General features: G+C 53.0%; 16 protein-coding genes. 11 read left to right on the plus strand and 5 right to left on the minus strand.

Annotation, left to right across the window (positions count from 1 at the left end):
- Window positions 1-146: 146 nt before the first annotated feature.
- The 4 genes from IM700_RS01590 to IM700_RS01605 all read left to right on the plus strand — a co-directional run bounded on the left by IM700_RS01590 (window position 147) and on the right by IM700_RS01605 (window position 3,446).
- Window positions 147-1,241, plus strand: a complete 1,095-nt coding sequence (locus IM700_RS01590; RefSeq protein WP_155606431.1) for a ParM/StbA family protein — start codon at window positions 147-149, stop codon at window positions 1,239-1,241.
- Window positions 1,242-1,591: 350 nt separating this feature from the next.
- The gene (locus IM700_RS01595; protein ID WP_193415558.1) at window positions 1,592-2,005 is read left to right on the plus strand and encodes a DUF6157 family protein; all 414 of its coding nucleotides are present in this window, start codon (window positions 1,592-1,594) and stop codon (window positions 2,003-2,005) included.
- A gap of 42 nt (window positions 2,006-2,047) precedes the next feature.
- A complete protein-coding gene (locus IM700_RS01600) occupies window positions 2,048-2,596 on the plus strand; it encodes a pyridoxamine 5'-phosphate oxidase family protein (protein ID WP_193415557.1) in 549 nt (182 codons plus the stop codon).
- Window positions 2,597-2,621: 25 nt separating this feature from the next.
- Window positions 2,622-3,446, plus strand: a complete 825-nt coding sequence (locus IM700_RS01605) for an AAC(3) family N-acetyltransferase (RefSeq protein ID WP_193415556.1) — start codon at window positions 2,622-2,624, stop codon at window positions 3,444-3,446.
- On the opposite strand, the gene IM700_RS01610 is transcribed toward IM700_RS01605, so the two are convergent.
- The 3 genes from IM700_RS01610 to cysK are packed head-to-tail and all read right to left on the minus strand — an operon-like array spanning window position 3,431 to window position 5,367.
- Window positions 3,431-4,006 carry a dihydrofolate reductase family protein gene (locus IM700_RS01610; protein WP_193415555.1) on the minus strand — a complete coding sequence of 192 codons (576 nt, stop codon included), beginning with the start codon at window positions 4,004-4,006 and terminating at the stop codon, window positions 3,431-3,433. The genes IM700_RS01605 and IM700_RS01610 overlap by 16 nt on opposite strands.
- 21 nt (window positions 4,007-4,027) lie before the next feature.
- Window positions 4,028-4,378: a rhodanese-like domain-containing protein gene (locus IM700_RS01615; RefSeq protein WP_155606435.1), complete on the minus strand. Its 351-nt coding sequence runs from the start codon at window positions 4,376-4,378 to the stop codon at window positions 4,028-4,030.
- 44 nt (window positions 4,379-4,422) lie between these two features.
- Window positions 4,423-5,367 carry a cysteine synthase A gene (gene cysK / locus IM700_RS01620; RefSeq protein ID WP_193415554.1) on the minus strand — a complete coding sequence of 315 codons (945 nt, stop codon included), beginning with the start codon at window positions 5,365-5,367 and terminating at the stop codon, window positions 4,423-4,425.
- Between the two features lie 230 nt (window positions 5,368-5,597).
- On the opposite strand from cysK, the gene IM700_RS01625 reads away from it, so the two are divergent.
- Both IM700_RS01625 and IM700_RS01630 read left to right on the plus strand, forming a co-directional pair.
- Window positions 5,598-6,077 (plus strand): hypothetical protein, encoded by a 480-nt coding sequence (locus tag IM700_RS01625; RefSeq protein WP_155606437.1) that lies wholly within the window; start codon window positions 5,598-5,600, stop codon window positions 6,075-6,077.
- Window positions 6,078-6,089: 12 nt separating this feature from the next.
- Complete coding sequence (locus IM700_RS01630; protein ID WP_193415553.1) at window positions 6,090-6,611, plus strand: hypothetical protein; 522 nt, start codon at window positions 6,090-6,092, stop codon at window positions 6,609-6,611.
- A gap of 6 nt (window positions 6,612-6,617) precedes the next feature.
- On the opposite strand, the gene IM700_RS01635 is transcribed toward IM700_RS01630, so the two are convergent.
- Window positions 6,618-7,499, minus strand: coding sequence for a hypothetical protein (locus IM700_RS01635; protein ID WP_155606439.1), 882 nt, complete (start codon window positions 7,497-7,499; stop codon window positions 6,618-6,620).
- 196 nt (window positions 7,500-7,695) lie between these two features.
- On the opposite strand from IM700_RS01635, the gene IM700_RS01640 reads away from it, so the two are divergent.
- Window positions 7,696-8,013 (plus strand): YciI family protein, encoded by a 318-nt coding sequence (locus tag IM700_RS01640; protein ID WP_193415552.1) that lies wholly within the window; start codon window positions 7,696-7,698, stop codon window positions 8,011-8,013.
- A 327-nt stretch (window positions 8,014-8,340) separates the two neighbouring features.
- Here IM700_RS01640 and IM700_RS01645 read toward each other — a convergent pair whose 3' ends face one another.
- Complete coding sequence (locus tag IM700_RS01645) at window positions 8,341-10,308, minus strand: ABC-F family ATP-binding cassette domain-containing protein (protein WP_155606441.1); 1,968 nt, start codon at window positions 10,306-10,308, stop codon at window positions 8,341-8,343.
- A gap of 263 nt (window positions 10,309-10,571) precedes the next feature.
- Here IM700_RS01645 and IM700_RS01650 point away from each other — a divergent pair, with 263 nt between their 5' ends.
- The 4 genes from IM700_RS01650 (at window position 10,572) to IM700_RS01665 (ending at window position 12,706) form a co-directional block, all read left to right on the plus strand.
- The gene (locus IM700_RS01650) at window positions 10,572-11,252 is read left to right on the plus strand and encodes a 5-formyltetrahydrofolate cyclo-ligase (RefSeq protein ID WP_193415551.1); all 681 of its coding nucleotides are present in this window, start codon (window positions 10,572-10,574) and stop codon (window positions 11,250-11,252) included.
- Window positions 11,239-11,703, plus strand: coding sequence for a cyclic pyranopterin monophosphate synthase MoaC (moaC, locus tag IM700_RS01655; RefSeq protein WP_193415550.1), 465 nt, complete (start codon window positions 11,239-11,241; stop codon window positions 11,701-11,703). Before IM700_RS01650 ends, moaC begins: the two co-directional genes overlap by 14 nt.
- Before the next feature lie 135 nt (window positions 11,704-11,838).
- Window positions 11,839-12,324: a MogA/MoaB family molybdenum cofactor biosynthesis protein gene (locus IM700_RS01660; RefSeq protein WP_009226288.1), complete on the plus strand. Its 486-nt coding sequence runs from the start codon at window positions 11,839-11,841 to the stop codon at window positions 12,322-12,324.
- A gap of 160 nt (window positions 12,325-12,484) precedes the next feature.
- The gene (locus tag IM700_RS01665) at window positions 12,485-12,706 is read left to right on the plus strand and encodes a twin-arginine translocase TatA/TatE family subunit (protein WP_193415837.1); all 222 of its coding nucleotides are present in this window, start codon (window positions 12,485-12,487) and stop codon (window positions 12,704-12,706) included.
- Window positions 12,707-12,776: the final 70 nt, after the last annotated feature.

The raw sequence follows: 12,776 nt of genomic DNA on the forward strand, positions 1-12,776 counted from the left end.
ACTATTTCGGCAAAATGTGGCAAATCCCTTTTTCATTTAAAAAAATTTTGTAACTATTTTCACTCCTAAAGCAGGAATTTGTCGAAGGGAAGCGAAATGAGAAATAATTGGAAAAGTGTCTTCTTTCCTAATGTAAGGAGGTTATTATGATCAGAATTGCCGGAATCGACGTTGGCAACGACAGCGTTAAGGTAGTGGTTGACGGTTCACAACGACCGATCATTATTCCGAGTATCGTTTCTCCCGGATATGATAGACATGTGCTGCAAGAGGAAGACTCTCCGCTGAAGGCGCTGGATGTTCGGGTCTATAGCCCTAAATTAAAGAGAAATAACCAGCGGTATTTCGTAGGCTTGCTGGCGATGGAGGATCAAGACAATTCCGAGTTGGAAGAGACGGACAACAAAGCCACCAGCGATCAGTCCCTGGTCGTGGCGCTGACGGCGCTGGCTTATGCAGCCCTGTCTGGACAAACTTATCCGACGGCGGGAACCGGGATCGAAGAGGCTGAATACATAATCGGGACAGGACTTCCGGTCCGTTCTTACGTTGCCTTTCATCAAGCGTTCGAGGAGCGGCTGACCGGCGAGCACGAAGTGACGTTCCTGTCCACGCCGGAGCTGCGCGGGCGCACGGTACGCCTTCAGATCCGCCGTACGATCGTGTCGGTGGAAGGCGCGGCGGCGCTGTTCCATTTGGCGACGAACGATACGCTCCAGGTGCGAAACGAAGAACTCCATAACGGCTGTATCGGCATTTGCGAAATCGGCGCTTTGACAACGGATTTCCCGGTCGTGAAGCGGATGAATATCGACAACCAGTTCAGTACGGGGGAGCAGTTCGGACTTGCAACCTATCTGGATTCGATTATCCGCGATATAGAGGACCAGTTCGGCTACCGCTTCCCAAGCCGTACGAAGCTGATTGGACGCATCCGGAATCGCGAATTCGTCATCCAGCGTGTAGGTGAAGGACAAGCGGATATTCGGCCGATTGTCGATATGTATTTCAGCCGAGCCGCGCAGAAGCTGGTTGATCTGATCCGCAAGCGGTGGAAGAAGTACCCAGACATCGAATGCTTTTATGTGCTAGGCGGCGGCGCCGCGGCGTTGAAATCGTACTTGATCGATGCGGCCGGCCCCATGCGTTTGCGCTTTGAAGAGAATAGCGAAATTCTGAACGTGCAGGGTTACTTGAAGCTGGCCAAGAATAAGGCCGGCCAACAGCCGAACCCGGCGTAAGATCCAAGTAATTGTTCCGGCGGTGCATGCACCGCCGGTTTTTTTTTGAGTTTAGATGTTCATCTCCTGGATACAGGAGGCCTACAGGCAGAAATGGATACGAAAAACCGAATACAATGGGGCGATTTCGGCGTTATTAACGGAATGTATATGAAATTTCATATCTTTTTGCCCGTCAGGAAAGCGTAAGCCTAGATTCTGTACGAAATATCGAATAGATTTCGGATTTTTGGGCTTCAGCACCGTTTTGTATGCGAAAAACCGAATACAATTGACGAAGAAGGATCATATTCTTTAAATTTGAGGATTCAGGTATAATAAGGAAAAAAAAGCGAAGGAGGCCGGGGGCCGTGAGCTACAAAAATACGTTTATTCGCGTATCGCCCGATTGTCCTGCAGATCGTGGCATCGAGCCGGTGTCGACGAGACCTGCGAAACCTGCGCACATGATCCAATACGAGTTGCTCTCGCAAGCTCCGTACCGGTACAATCACGAGGAGCTGCTGTTCGAGATACATATTCGCCATAAGCAAATTCCGAAGGAAGTTGTGCAGGAGCGGAGGCAGGAACTCTGGGAGGAGTTGTTCAGCAAACCGCATCCCTGCTTGCGGGCCTCGGTCCTTCCCAAGAAGTATGGATGGGGCGTGCATTATGACGAACAGGGGAAAATCGCCATCTACGGCATGGACTCGCCGGATTATCAGCGGTTTACCGCTTCAACCGATGTCCAACTGCTGAACGCGATGAGAAACAGCCGGAAGTAAGGACGGCACCGTTGGTTGCATTTATAGATGGGAGGGGTAGACATGGGGAAAATGTTCGATTCGATGCTGCCGGAGCATGAGGCATTTATTCGTCGGCAGCATCTCTTTTTTGTTGGTTCGGCACCACTTGGCGCAGAAGGGCACGTCAATCTGTCGCCCAAAGGGTATGATTCGCTGCGGATCCTTACGCCAAACGAGGTCGCTTACCTGGATTTGACCGGCAGCGGGAATGAAACGGCAGCCCATCTCGAGGAGAACGGACGGATCACGATCATGTTCGCCGCTTTCGAAGGGCAGCCGTTGATCCTGCGCCTGTATGGGAAAGGCCAAGTGATTCTGCCGGGATCGGCGGATTGGGAGCGACTCGAAGGGTTGTTTCCCAAGCTGAGCGGGGCGCGCCAAATCGTTCTTGTCTCTGTTTACGGGGTGCAGACATCCTGCGGCTACGGTGTACCGCTGTTCAGCTATGACGGGGATCGCGAAACCTTGGTCAAATGGGCTGAAACCAAAGGATCTTCCGGCCTGGAGGAATATCGTCGCCAGAAAAACGCCGTAAGCCTGGACGGCTTACCGTCGTCGTTTGCAGACTAGAGAAAGTAGGGGAGATCGAAGCATAATGGAAGAAATTCAAGGGGAATTGTACACGGTAGAAACATTGCGGTCAGACTTAGCGGCTCTAGGGGTTCGAGAAGGGTCGACACTGCTTGTCCATTCGTCTTTTAAAGCGCTGGGGAAATGGGTGTGCGGCGGCCCAGCGGCGGTTGTCCTGGCTCTAGAGGCAGCGTTGGGGGAGGAAGGGACCTTGGTAATGCCCACCCATTCGGGCGACGTTGGAGACCCGGCCAGATGGCAAAATCCGCCGGTACCCAAGGAATGGTGGGACACCATTCGCGAGCAGATGCCGGTTTATGATCCCGAGCTGACGTCGTTATGGTACATGGGCGTGATTCCGGACACGTTCCGCAAGCAAAAGGGCACCTTGCGCAGCGGACATCCGCAAGTGTCGTTTGCAGCCAGAGGCCGCGAGGCCGAGAACATTACGGCGAATCACGGCCTGGAATTCGGGCTAGGCGAGCGTTCTCCGCTTGCGCGAATTTACGAGCTTCGAGGAGATGTTTTGCTGCTTGGCGTAGGTCACGGGAACAATACGTCGATCCATTTGGCGGAGTGTCGGATGGACGATCAGAGCAAAGAAATTTACACGGCAAAAGCACCGATGCAGGTGAATGGGGAAAGACAGTGGGTGGAATTTCCCGAGCTCGAATACGATTCAGAGGATTTTATTCAGCTCGGTGCAGATTTTGCACGGGAAACCGGAATGGTGAAACAGGGACAAATCGCCGGGGCAACCGCCTTGCTGATGCCCCAACGAGAATTGGTTGATTATGCCGTAGGATGGTTGGAACGCCACCGCAAGCGGCAAGATCATCCTACCGTCTGATAGACGAGACCGATGGCTCCAGAGTCAAAGGTCTTGTTTTCGATGAGCTTAAGGTTAATCTTCTCCTTGAGACCTTGGAATAAGGGCAAACCTTTACCGATCAGGACAGGGGATACGGTAATTTTATACTCATCTATTAAGTCAAGCTGCATAAAGTGGTGCGCTAACCTAGGACTGCCGAGAATGACCATGTCCTTACCAGGCTGCTGTTTGAGGTGACGGATTTCATTCTCGATATCTTTGTTCACAAGTCTGGAGTTATTCCAATCGACGTTCTCCAGCGTAGTGGAAAAAACGATTTTCTCTGTCTTATCGATCCACTCGGCATGATCCCGTTCATGCTGCGAAGCTGACGGGTTTGAAGGCACGGACGGCCAGTAGCTGTGCATCATCTGATAAGTACCGCGGCCCCAAATAACCGTATCGGCCGTACTCAGAATTTCTTTCGCGTGTCTCTCGAGATCCGTATCGTAGGAAACCCAGCCAATATCCATTTCTCCGTTAGGACCTTCCACAAAACCGTCAAGCGATGCGTGTAGAAATAGAACGAGTTTTCTCATCTTCTGTTCTCCTTTGTTTTCTTAATGGGATGCATCTTCTTCCAGCCCGGACGTCACCTCGAGGTCCCAGCCAAGCATGCCGCCGAGAAAATTGTGGATCCGCGTGAAGCCCTGTGCCTGTAGGTAACGGGCGACTTCGTAACTGCGGGAGCCGCTTCGGCAGACCAACACGTATTCCTGCTCCGGGTCGAGTTCTTCCAGCCGGTAGGGGATTTCACCCATCGGAATCAGGGGGACCCCTGGAATATGCGCAGCTTCGTATTCAAACGGCTCACGGACATCGATGACGACGATGTCGCTGGCAGGATCCTGAAGGATGGCGTGCAACTCCGCTTTGTCGAAATGGGAGATGCCTCCGATTAGTTGGGGCATAAATTCATTCCTCTTTTCCCGATAAAATGGTTTGTTTCATCTACTTATTCTTCTACGCGTGCGGGCTCATCGAAGATGCCCATGCTAAGATACCTCTCCCCGGTGTCCGGAGCGATGCACAAAACGCAGCGCCCAGGGCCTAAGTGCCGAGCTAAACGAATCGCCGCCCAAACCGAGGCCCCGGACGAAGGTCCGACCAATAGGCCTTCTAGTGCCGCTAATCGCCGTGTCGTATCCAGCGCATCCGCATCGCTGACCTGGACGATTTCATCATAGACAGCGGTATTTAGGATCGGTGGGATAAAACCCGGGCTGGTACCGACCAACTTATGCGGGCCGGGTACCCCTCCGGAGAGGACGGGGGAGCCTTGCGGCTCGACGACGGTGATATGGATGTTCGGCAATACGCCCCGCAGATACTCGCCGGTTCCGGTGATGGTGCCGCCCGTGCCTGCCGTGGCTACGAACCCGTCGAGCCGGCCATCCATTTGCCGCATGATTTCTGGACCTGTCGTGAGCCGGTGAATTTCCGGGTTGGCAGGGTTTTGAAACTGCTGCGGCATAAAACTGCCGGGGATTTGGTCCAGCAGCTCCCGGGCTTTGGCGATTGCGCCGGGCATGCGCTCCGCAGCCGGCGTCAGTACGACCTCGGCCCCGTAAGCTTGCAGCAGGGCGATTCGCTCCTTCGTCATATTGTCCGGCATGACGAGGATAATCCGATACCCTTTGGCCGCGGCGTTCATCGCCAGCCCGATGCCCGTATTCCCGCTCGTCGGCTCGATGATCGTGGCCCCCGGAGCAATCAGACCGGCCTGTTCTGCCTTTGCAAGCATGTGGGCAGCGGCTCGATCCTTAACGCTTCCGCTCGGATTGGCAAACTCCAGCTTGACGTATACGTCCGCCTCCTCGTTGGAGACCAGTTTGTTTAACTTGACGGCCGGGGTTTCGCCAATCAGGTCTGTAATGCTTCGGACCGCTTTACGATTCATATGGCCGAGCCCTCTCTCTCTTAAATTTTAAGTTTTTATCTATTCTACTCGGGAACCTCCTATTCTTTCAAGCCACGCCGTTTATTCGACATTTAACCGTTTCCAACCCGGGCATCCTATGATAAAGTAGCAGTAACAACGAAGATGAGCCGAAATAGGCCCCATCTTCTTTTTTTTTTGTGAATGGGTGAATTGAATCACAAATAGAAAGACGCAAAAGGGGTGTACAAATGGGGGGAACGGTAGATAAACCGGTGGCAAGTTTGTTATTGATAGGATTGCAGGGGTTACTCGGAATCGGTGCTGTATTCGGCGGTGGAGCGTTGATGCTAGATCCGTCAGGCGCCTTGTTGGGGATGCCGACAGAGTTGATGCAGATCCCGCTGTTCCCGAATTATTTGATTCCGGGGGTGATCCTTCTGATGGCCTTTGGCGTGTTACCGCTTACGGTCACGACGGCTCTCGTATGGAAATGGAATTGGGGTTTAGGAGAGAAACTGAACCCATTTAAAGACCGGCATTGGTCTTGGGCCTTTTCCCTTTATATCGGCTTTGGATTAATCGTCTGGCTTTCGGTCCAAATCTACATTCTCGGCAGTTCTTCGGTCGTACATTTGGTTTATACGGCTTGGGGCTTGGCGATCCAAGCGTTAACCATACTGCCTTCGGTCACAGGATTTTATCGAAAGTCATTTACGGACAACGCCTAGGAGGGGAGAAATATGCGTAATCAAAGGATGCCGGGCAACTCTACGCGGCTGCCCGGCGGAATACGGCTGCTTCTCGGCCTTCTGTGCGCTGTGATGCTGCTGGCCATTTTTGGGGGCTGCAGTCTGGCTACGGAAAGGCAAAAGCAGCTTTACGACGACGAAGCGGAGCTGGCCCAGGAAGGCGACACCTTCACCTATGTGAAGCGGGTAGGCGATACGAGCAACGAGTCGAACACGGTGTCCTTCTCCTCTTTCTACGGGATGGAAACGATTTGGTTCATCCACGCCTCGGCGAAGGGCAAGGTGAATTTCATCCATCGGCAAGAGATCGACGGCGGCCGATTCAAGCTAGTGGCGATCGGACCGGATCGCGAGGTGACGACGCTTGCCGAAGGAACTAGCGAAGGCAAGATGGAACTGAAGGTCAGCCCGGGAACGTATCGCATCAAATTTGTAGGTAACAACGCCAAGGGCCGAGTGAAGACGGAAATCCAGGCAGATGCGGGCATACGTATCGTAGCCGCCGATCATTGAGCAAGGTCACCAATTGGACAACTCCGTTCGTTTCCAGGTGTCTTTGGCTACGCAGACATAAACATAGTTTTCGTCCCAGGCGATGTCGCCGGGATTTCCAGGAGCTTTGGAAGAAGCCGGCGTGCGGGACTCGCGGATACGAATTCCGTCTCCATTGATGTCCAGCGCGCTTTGCGGATCCTCCGTACCGATGCCAACTTGTCCATGATCCCGTTTGATTGTCAGGGCACTGTCGAGCACTTCTCCTTCATCTGAGTAACGGATCACGTTAAAATCGGCCCCGGCATTGCTTCCCTTGAGCTCAGCGCTGTTGGCACGAAGACTCCAAAGCGGGGACGTGGCGTTATCCTTGCCGGTGTTGGCCAACTGCACGTCCCGATTGCCTTCGCCGGCTACGCGCAAAATACCGTCCATGACGTTAAAGTTGGAAGAGTGGGTGCGAATCTCGGCGACGTCGGTATCGTAAGGGATTTCCAAACGGGTAAACAGTTGATCCTTATTCTCTCCGGTGGGTGACATCGTCGTTTCGATCGAAATATGCTTATGATCATGCTGTTCGGGGTTGTTCGCTTTATCATGCGAGATGATCGCCGTTTTGTCCTTCCCCTGCTCATCGGCCCAAGCGATCGCGGGTTTGGCGCGGTCCCCCGTCCACTGCAGGCGGATCAGGTCGGATAAATGCCCTTCTTTTTCGATCCATTGATTATCGGTAGACAAATGGATTCGTTCGTTCTGCGGGAGGGCTAGACCCCCTCCGGGCAGCTTGGACTCCGTAAAAGGGGATGTCGTGGATGAAGCGCCCTTAGAAGAGCCGAACATTTGGCATCCTCCTACAAAGACGAGGCTGACGCCTAGTGCGGCGATTGAAGCGGCTTTGACAAATTTCATTCCATTCTCTCCTTTTCGGTGAATATTTGACGGCCTATGTGTTTTTTTGGCCGCAGTTCTATAGAGATCATAATGATTTTAAAAAGGGCAGGGCAATAGGCATTTCGGATGGTTTCAGGGGCCCTGGGCGAGCGCACATGCAAAATGGAAGGAATTTGGGAAGTAAGCATCAGACTAGATGAAGGAGGAATTAACTATGAGTGAGGCCCCCTCTTTTGAAGAATTCAAGAGGTACGTGATCCTGCTTTCCCTAAATCCGGGCCGACGATTGGACGAGGAATTAATCCGCGAACACGTTGCTCACCTAAGAGAACTGGACCGAAACGGTCAACTTGTGATATGCGGGCCTTTTCTCGATTACAAGGGCGGGATGGTCATTATCCAGGCGGACAGTCTGGAGGAAGCAAGGGGAATCGCGGAATGCGATCCGTTCGTGAAATCGGGAGCGGAGAACTATGAGCTTCGAACCTGGGCGATTTCCTGTGAAGAAAATCAGCATTTGGGGATGGGTTGAGGAGTTGGACCTAAGACGAAGGTTTTGTCAAGTTGTGGACAAGGTTATCCACAGCTTGTTGGCTATCTTGATGAAAAGTTGATGAAAGCTTGCGTACCAACCTATGAAGCAAGATCGAAGAAAACGAGTCTCATGTTTTCAGAAAACTGTGGATAATGTGGACAAGTTGGTGGATAAAACAGGGTTTTGACAAAAAACGACGATTTCCCCGGAAAAAAACGGCCCCGCGGGCCGTTTTTAGGTCGAATATTTTCTGCATAATGGGGATAACGCTGTGTATAACCAAGGTGAAAAAAATGTGGTAAGGATCAAAATATTTTGTGAATTTTATCCTTCAGCCAAGGATTCCCATTCCTCATAGGCCGTGGATAACTGTTCTTTCCGGCGGTCGATCCCGTCCTGCCGCTCTTGGACTGCGGTGTAGTCCTGATAGACCTCGGGGAGGGTCAGTTCCGATTCCAGTCGGGCAATTTCGTCCTCGAGCACGGAGATCAATTCCTCCAGTTGCTCCAACCGGCGTTGTCGGTTCCGCTCCTCGCGTTTCGCCTGTTTATCGGCTTCATAGGAAGCGGCACCGGATTTAGCTGTCGAAGACTCCGGTTCGGACGGCTTGTTGGTCGAGTTTGCGTTCGACTTGGCTGCCTCAGCGTTCGCCTGCTCGGTAGCGAGTTCGGCAAGCTCCTGCTTTTTGGCTAAATAATCGTCATAATTACCCAGGAAATGATCCGCACCATACGGATGAAGTTCAACGATACGCTCCGCCATCTTGTTCAGAAAGTAACGGTCATGGGAGATGAACAGCAGCGTTCCATCGTATTCAATCAGAGCGGACTCCAGGACTTCTTTGCTGAATAGGTCCAAATGGTTGGTTGGTTCGTCCAGGATCAACACGTTGGCTTTTTGCAGCATTAGCTTGGCTAAGGCGACCCGGGCTTTCTCACCGCCGCTTAACGCCGCGACCTTCTTGAGCACGTCCTCGCCGCTGAACAGGAAATTGCCCAGTACGCTGCGAATACGCGCTTCCTCAATGTGGGGATAGGCACCCCAGACTTCCTCAAGCACCGTGTTGGCGGCATTCAAATGCGTTTGCTCTTGGTCGTAGTAACCGACCTTGACCTTGGCGCCCCAAGAAATCGTTCCATCCGATGGTCGCAAATCGCCGGTCAGCATTTTCAGCAGCGTCGATTTTCCGATCCCGTTCGGGCCGATCAAGGCTACGGTTTCGCCGCGGTATAGATCGAAGTTGACGTTTTGGAATAACGGTTTGGGTTTATCCGCAAACGTGTAGGTAAGGCCATTGACGTGCAGCACTTCCTTACCCGTCATAACCTCGGCCTCGAAGGAGAAGGTCGCCCGTTTCAGGTCGCCAAGCGGCCGGTCGAGAACATCCATCTTCTCCAACGCCTTCCGACGGCTTTGCGCCCGTTTCGTCGTGGACGCACGGACGATGTTCTTCTGAATAAACGCCTCCATTCGGGCGATTTCATCCTGCTGTTTCTCGTATTGCTTCAATTGGCTTTCGTATTCCGCCGCTTTCAGCTCGATGAAACGGCTGTAGTTCCCCGTATAACGGCGGGATTGATGTCGTTCGATCTCTACAATCGCTGTGACAAGCCGGTCGAGGAAGTAACGGTCATGCGAGACGACCAGCAAGGCTCCGGAATAATTACGCAAATAATCCTCGAGCCAGGTTAATGTTTCGATGTCAAGATGGTTGGTTGGTTCGTCCAGCATCAGCAGGTCCGGTGCCTGCAGCAAAATACGGGCAAGCGCAAGCCGGGTTTTCTGTCCGCCGCTTAACGTTGCGATGGGGGTGTCCGGCGCAAAATCGCCAAATCCCATACCGTGCAGCACCATGCGGATGCGGGTCTCCATTTCATAACCGCCATGATCTTTGAACCAGTCGGATTTAAGCGCATAACGGTCGAGCAACTCCTGGTGCGCTTTCTCGTCCCGGGCTAACTCCGGATCCGCGATCTGCTCTTCCATCCGGCGCAGTTCGCGTTCCGTTTCGATCAACGGGGCAAACACGGCAAGCATCTCTTCCCAGAGGGTGCGGTCCGATTGTAATCCGCTATTTTGCGCGAGGTAACCGATCGTAGTCTCCTTGGCTTTGAAAATTTGTCCTCCATCGTGGGATAGTTCTCCAGCCAAAATCTGCAAAAACGTCGATTTACCCGCGCCGTTGACGCCCACGAGGCCGATCCGGTCCCGTTCGAGCACCTGCAGGTTGATCCCCTCCAGCACGGGGATTACGCCGTATAATTTCGTAATGTTCGAAGCTTGAAGCAGCATAGCGAATTCGATCCTCCAAATAAAGATTTGCATTCTGTTCATGATGGGGAAAGCATTAGTTCGTTGAAACTCGTACCTTCAGTGTACATGAAACCCAAGCGAATTGCATCGCTGAATGCTTGGAAGACCGCGTTTTGCAAACCGGGTGCTTTGGTTTTCATTTTCATATAACAATGATACACTAAGGGAGAGAACAGCCGGATCGGCTATGTTGCTAGTGGAAGACCGGTCATCGTGTGACGGGAGCGGAAGGGGAGAACGGCATGGAGTTTATGGATGCCAAAAAAGAGCTGCGCCAGCGAATGCTGAAGGTTCGCGCCCAAATTCCGGAGGGATCTCGTTTGGAGCAATCTCTGGCCGCCGGCCGTATAGCCGAACGTGAGGTGCTAAGCCCCCTGCGGGCGCGGCGAGGCGGGAAGCTGAACTTGTTCTGCTACGTGGCTTTCCGAGATGAACCGGATACTTGGCCATTGCTGGCTAACGGCCTGGCCCAGGGGGACCGGTTGCTCACGCCGAGGATCGGACCGGAGCGCAGCCTTTCCTTGCACGAGATTTCCGGGATGGAGGACCTCGTTCCCGGTACCTGGGGGATCCGGGAGCCCGCGGGGCATACGGCCGTTTGGCCACCTGAGCGCTATCCCGAAATCGACGTCATTGTCGTTCCGGGGCTGGCCTTTGATCGGAACGGGGGGCGGATCGGATTTGGAGCAGGGTATTACGATCGCCTAATCGATGAGTTGAGCCGCCTGAGTGGCGGTACCGATCAGGTCGTCCTGGCTGCCCTCGTCCTTCAGGAGTTGATCCTGCCGGAGGGGGCAATCCCGATGGAACCGCATGATTTCCGGCTAGACCTGTTGTTAACGGCAAAAGAAACGATATATATGAAGGAAAGTAGTGATAAGCTTGACAACCTCGGAATCGGGTCAAGGAATGACGCATTTTAACGAACAAGGCCGAGCCCGTATGGTGGACATTTCCGGGAAATCGGCGACCGTTCGCGTGGCCGTGGCGGAGACGAAGGTCACCATGCTGCCGTCAACCCTTGTGGCCATTAAAGAAGGGCGGGTCGGCAAAGGAGATGTGCTAGCCGTCGCCCAGGTTGCGGGAATCCAAGGAGCTAAACGAACCTCCGATTGGATTCCGATGTGCCATTCGCTGGCGTTGACGGGCGTTAACATCACGTTTGGCGACAACGGACAGGACGAGCTATACATCGAGGCGACAGTGAAGACAGAAGGCAAAACGGGCGTTGAAATGGAGGCGCTCACCGCGGTGTCCGCCGCCGCGCTGACCGTGTACGACATGTGCAAGGCGTTGCAAAAGGACATGGTGATTGGTCCGACGCAGCTGCGGTCGAAGTCGGGCGGCAAAAGCGGGGATTACGTGCGTTCATGACATTTGCGGCGGCTACTAGATTTTGATATAGATATATAGATGGCAGTTTAAAGTTGATTTCAGCATGAATCGACATGATCCGGCATTACGTTGGACTCCGCAGGGAGTTCCTATATGGATGAGGAGGGTGACTTCATGGTTTGGAAAACAGCGATCCTTACCGCCAGCGACAAAGGAGCCAGGGGAGAACGTGAAGATACGAGCGCCCAAGTAATCCGTGAGCTGGTGGAGGAGGAATTGGGCGGCGAAATCGTGGAATACCGGATCGTCCCCGATGAACCGGATGAAATTATCGCCGCATTGATTGAAATGACCGATTATTTTCACGCCGATTTGGTGTTAACTACGGGGGGGACGGAGCTAGCGATCCGTGACGTGACACCGGAAGCGACCCGCCGAGTCATCGAACGCGAAGTGCCGGGCATGGCGGAGGCGATGCGGTACCGGTTGATGCAGAAGAACCCTGCAGCCATGCTATTTCGGGGGATCGTGGGCATTCGTGGACGTACGCTGATCGTGAATTTGCCGGGAACACCTAAAGGCGTGCACGAAAATTTGGCGGCGATCATGGACCAGCTGCCGGAAGCGTTACTGATGGTCACGGGACAATTTCGTTTATAATGAACCTTCATTATCGGGCCTTATTCTCTGTTTCTTTGTTAAGTTGTTAAATAAATAGACTGTAACTGTGATATTCATTATGGTATGATGTGGGCGAGTGAATGTATCGGTTCGGATGATCGCTGTCTATTTATTTGCCGTAACGAAAGGAGAATCAACCATGGGCGCAGGCGGATTTTTGTTGATCGTCATCGCGGCGTTGCTGCTGTTTGGTCCGAATAAATTGCCTGATCTGGGGCGGGCTGTTGGCCGCACGTTTCGTGAATTCAAAGAGGCAACCCGGGATATCGTAGACGATCAACCGGAAGTCAGAAGAACGGAAACTGCACCGCAACCGCAGGTAGAAGGCCCCAAACCGGACGACCGCCGTCTTCCTGAATAAACGGAAACGGTAGATCCAGTTACATAGGCGTAACCTGATCCCTTCCTTCGCGGAGGGATTTTGTTTGAGA

Origin of the sequence: Paenibacillus rhizolycopersici (assembly GCF_014947195.2) — a bacterium.
Lineage (GTDB): Bacteria > Bacillota > Bacilli > Paenibacillales > Paenibacillaceae > Fontibacillus > Fontibacillus rhizolycopersici.

Coding starts and splice junctions, on each gene's coding strand:
- IM700_RS01600 (WP_193415557.1), top strand. CDS start 2,048: ATGGGGAAAATGTTCGATTCGATGCTGCCGGAGCATGAGGCATTTATT.
- IM700_RS01665 (WP_193415837.1), top strand. CDS start 12,485: ATGGGCGCAGGCGGATTTTTGTTGATCGTCATCGCGGCGTTGCTGCTG.
- IM700_RS01635 (WP_155606439.1), bottom strand. CDS start 7,499: ATGAAATTTGTCAAAGCCGCTTCAATCGCCGCACTAGGCGTCAGCCTC.
- IM700_RS01645 (WP_155606441.1), bottom strand. CDS start 10,308: ATGCTGCTTCAAGCTTCGAACATTACGAAATTATACGGCGTAATCCCC.
- cysK (WP_193415554.1), bottom strand. CDS start 5,367: ATGAATCGTAAAGCGGTCCGAAGCATTACAGACCTGATTGGCGAAACC.
- moaC (WP_193415550.1), top strand. CDS start 11,239: ATGACGCATTTTAACGAACAAGGCCGAGCCCGTATGGTGGACATTTCC.
- IM700_RS01625 (WP_155606437.1), top strand. CDS start 5,598: ATGGGGGGAACGGTAGATAAACCGGTGGCAAGTTTGTTATTGATAGGA.
- IM700_RS01660 (WP_009226288.1), top strand. CDS start 11,839: ATGGTTTGGAAAACAGCGATCCTTACCGCCAGCGACAAAGGAGCCAGG.
- IM700_RS01590 (WP_155606431.1), top strand. CDS start 147: ATGATCAGAATTGCCGGAATCGACGTTGGCAACGACAGCGTTAAGGTA.
- IM700_RS01615 (WP_155606435.1), bottom strand. CDS start 4,378: ATGCCCCAACTAATCGGAGGCATCTCCCATTTCGACAAAGCGGAGTTG.
- IM700_RS01640 (WP_193415552.1), top strand. CDS start 7,696: ATGAGTGAGGCCCCCTCTTTTGAAGAATTCAAGAGGTACGTGATCCTG.
- IM700_RS01650 (WP_193415551.1), top strand. CDS start 10,572: ATGGAGTTTATGGATGCCAAAAAAGAGCTGCGCCAGCGAATGCTGAAG.
- IM700_RS01610 (WP_193415555.1), bottom strand. CDS start 4,006: ATGAGAAAACTCGTTCTATTTCTACACGCATCGCTTGACGGTTTTGTG.
- IM700_RS01630 (WP_193415553.1), top strand. CDS start 6,090: ATGCGTAATCAAAGGATGCCGGGCAACTCTACGCGGCTGCCCGGCGGA.
- IM700_RS01605 (WP_193415556.1), top strand. CDS start 2,622: ATGGAAGAAATTCAAGGGGAATTGTACACGGTAGAAACATTGCGGTCA.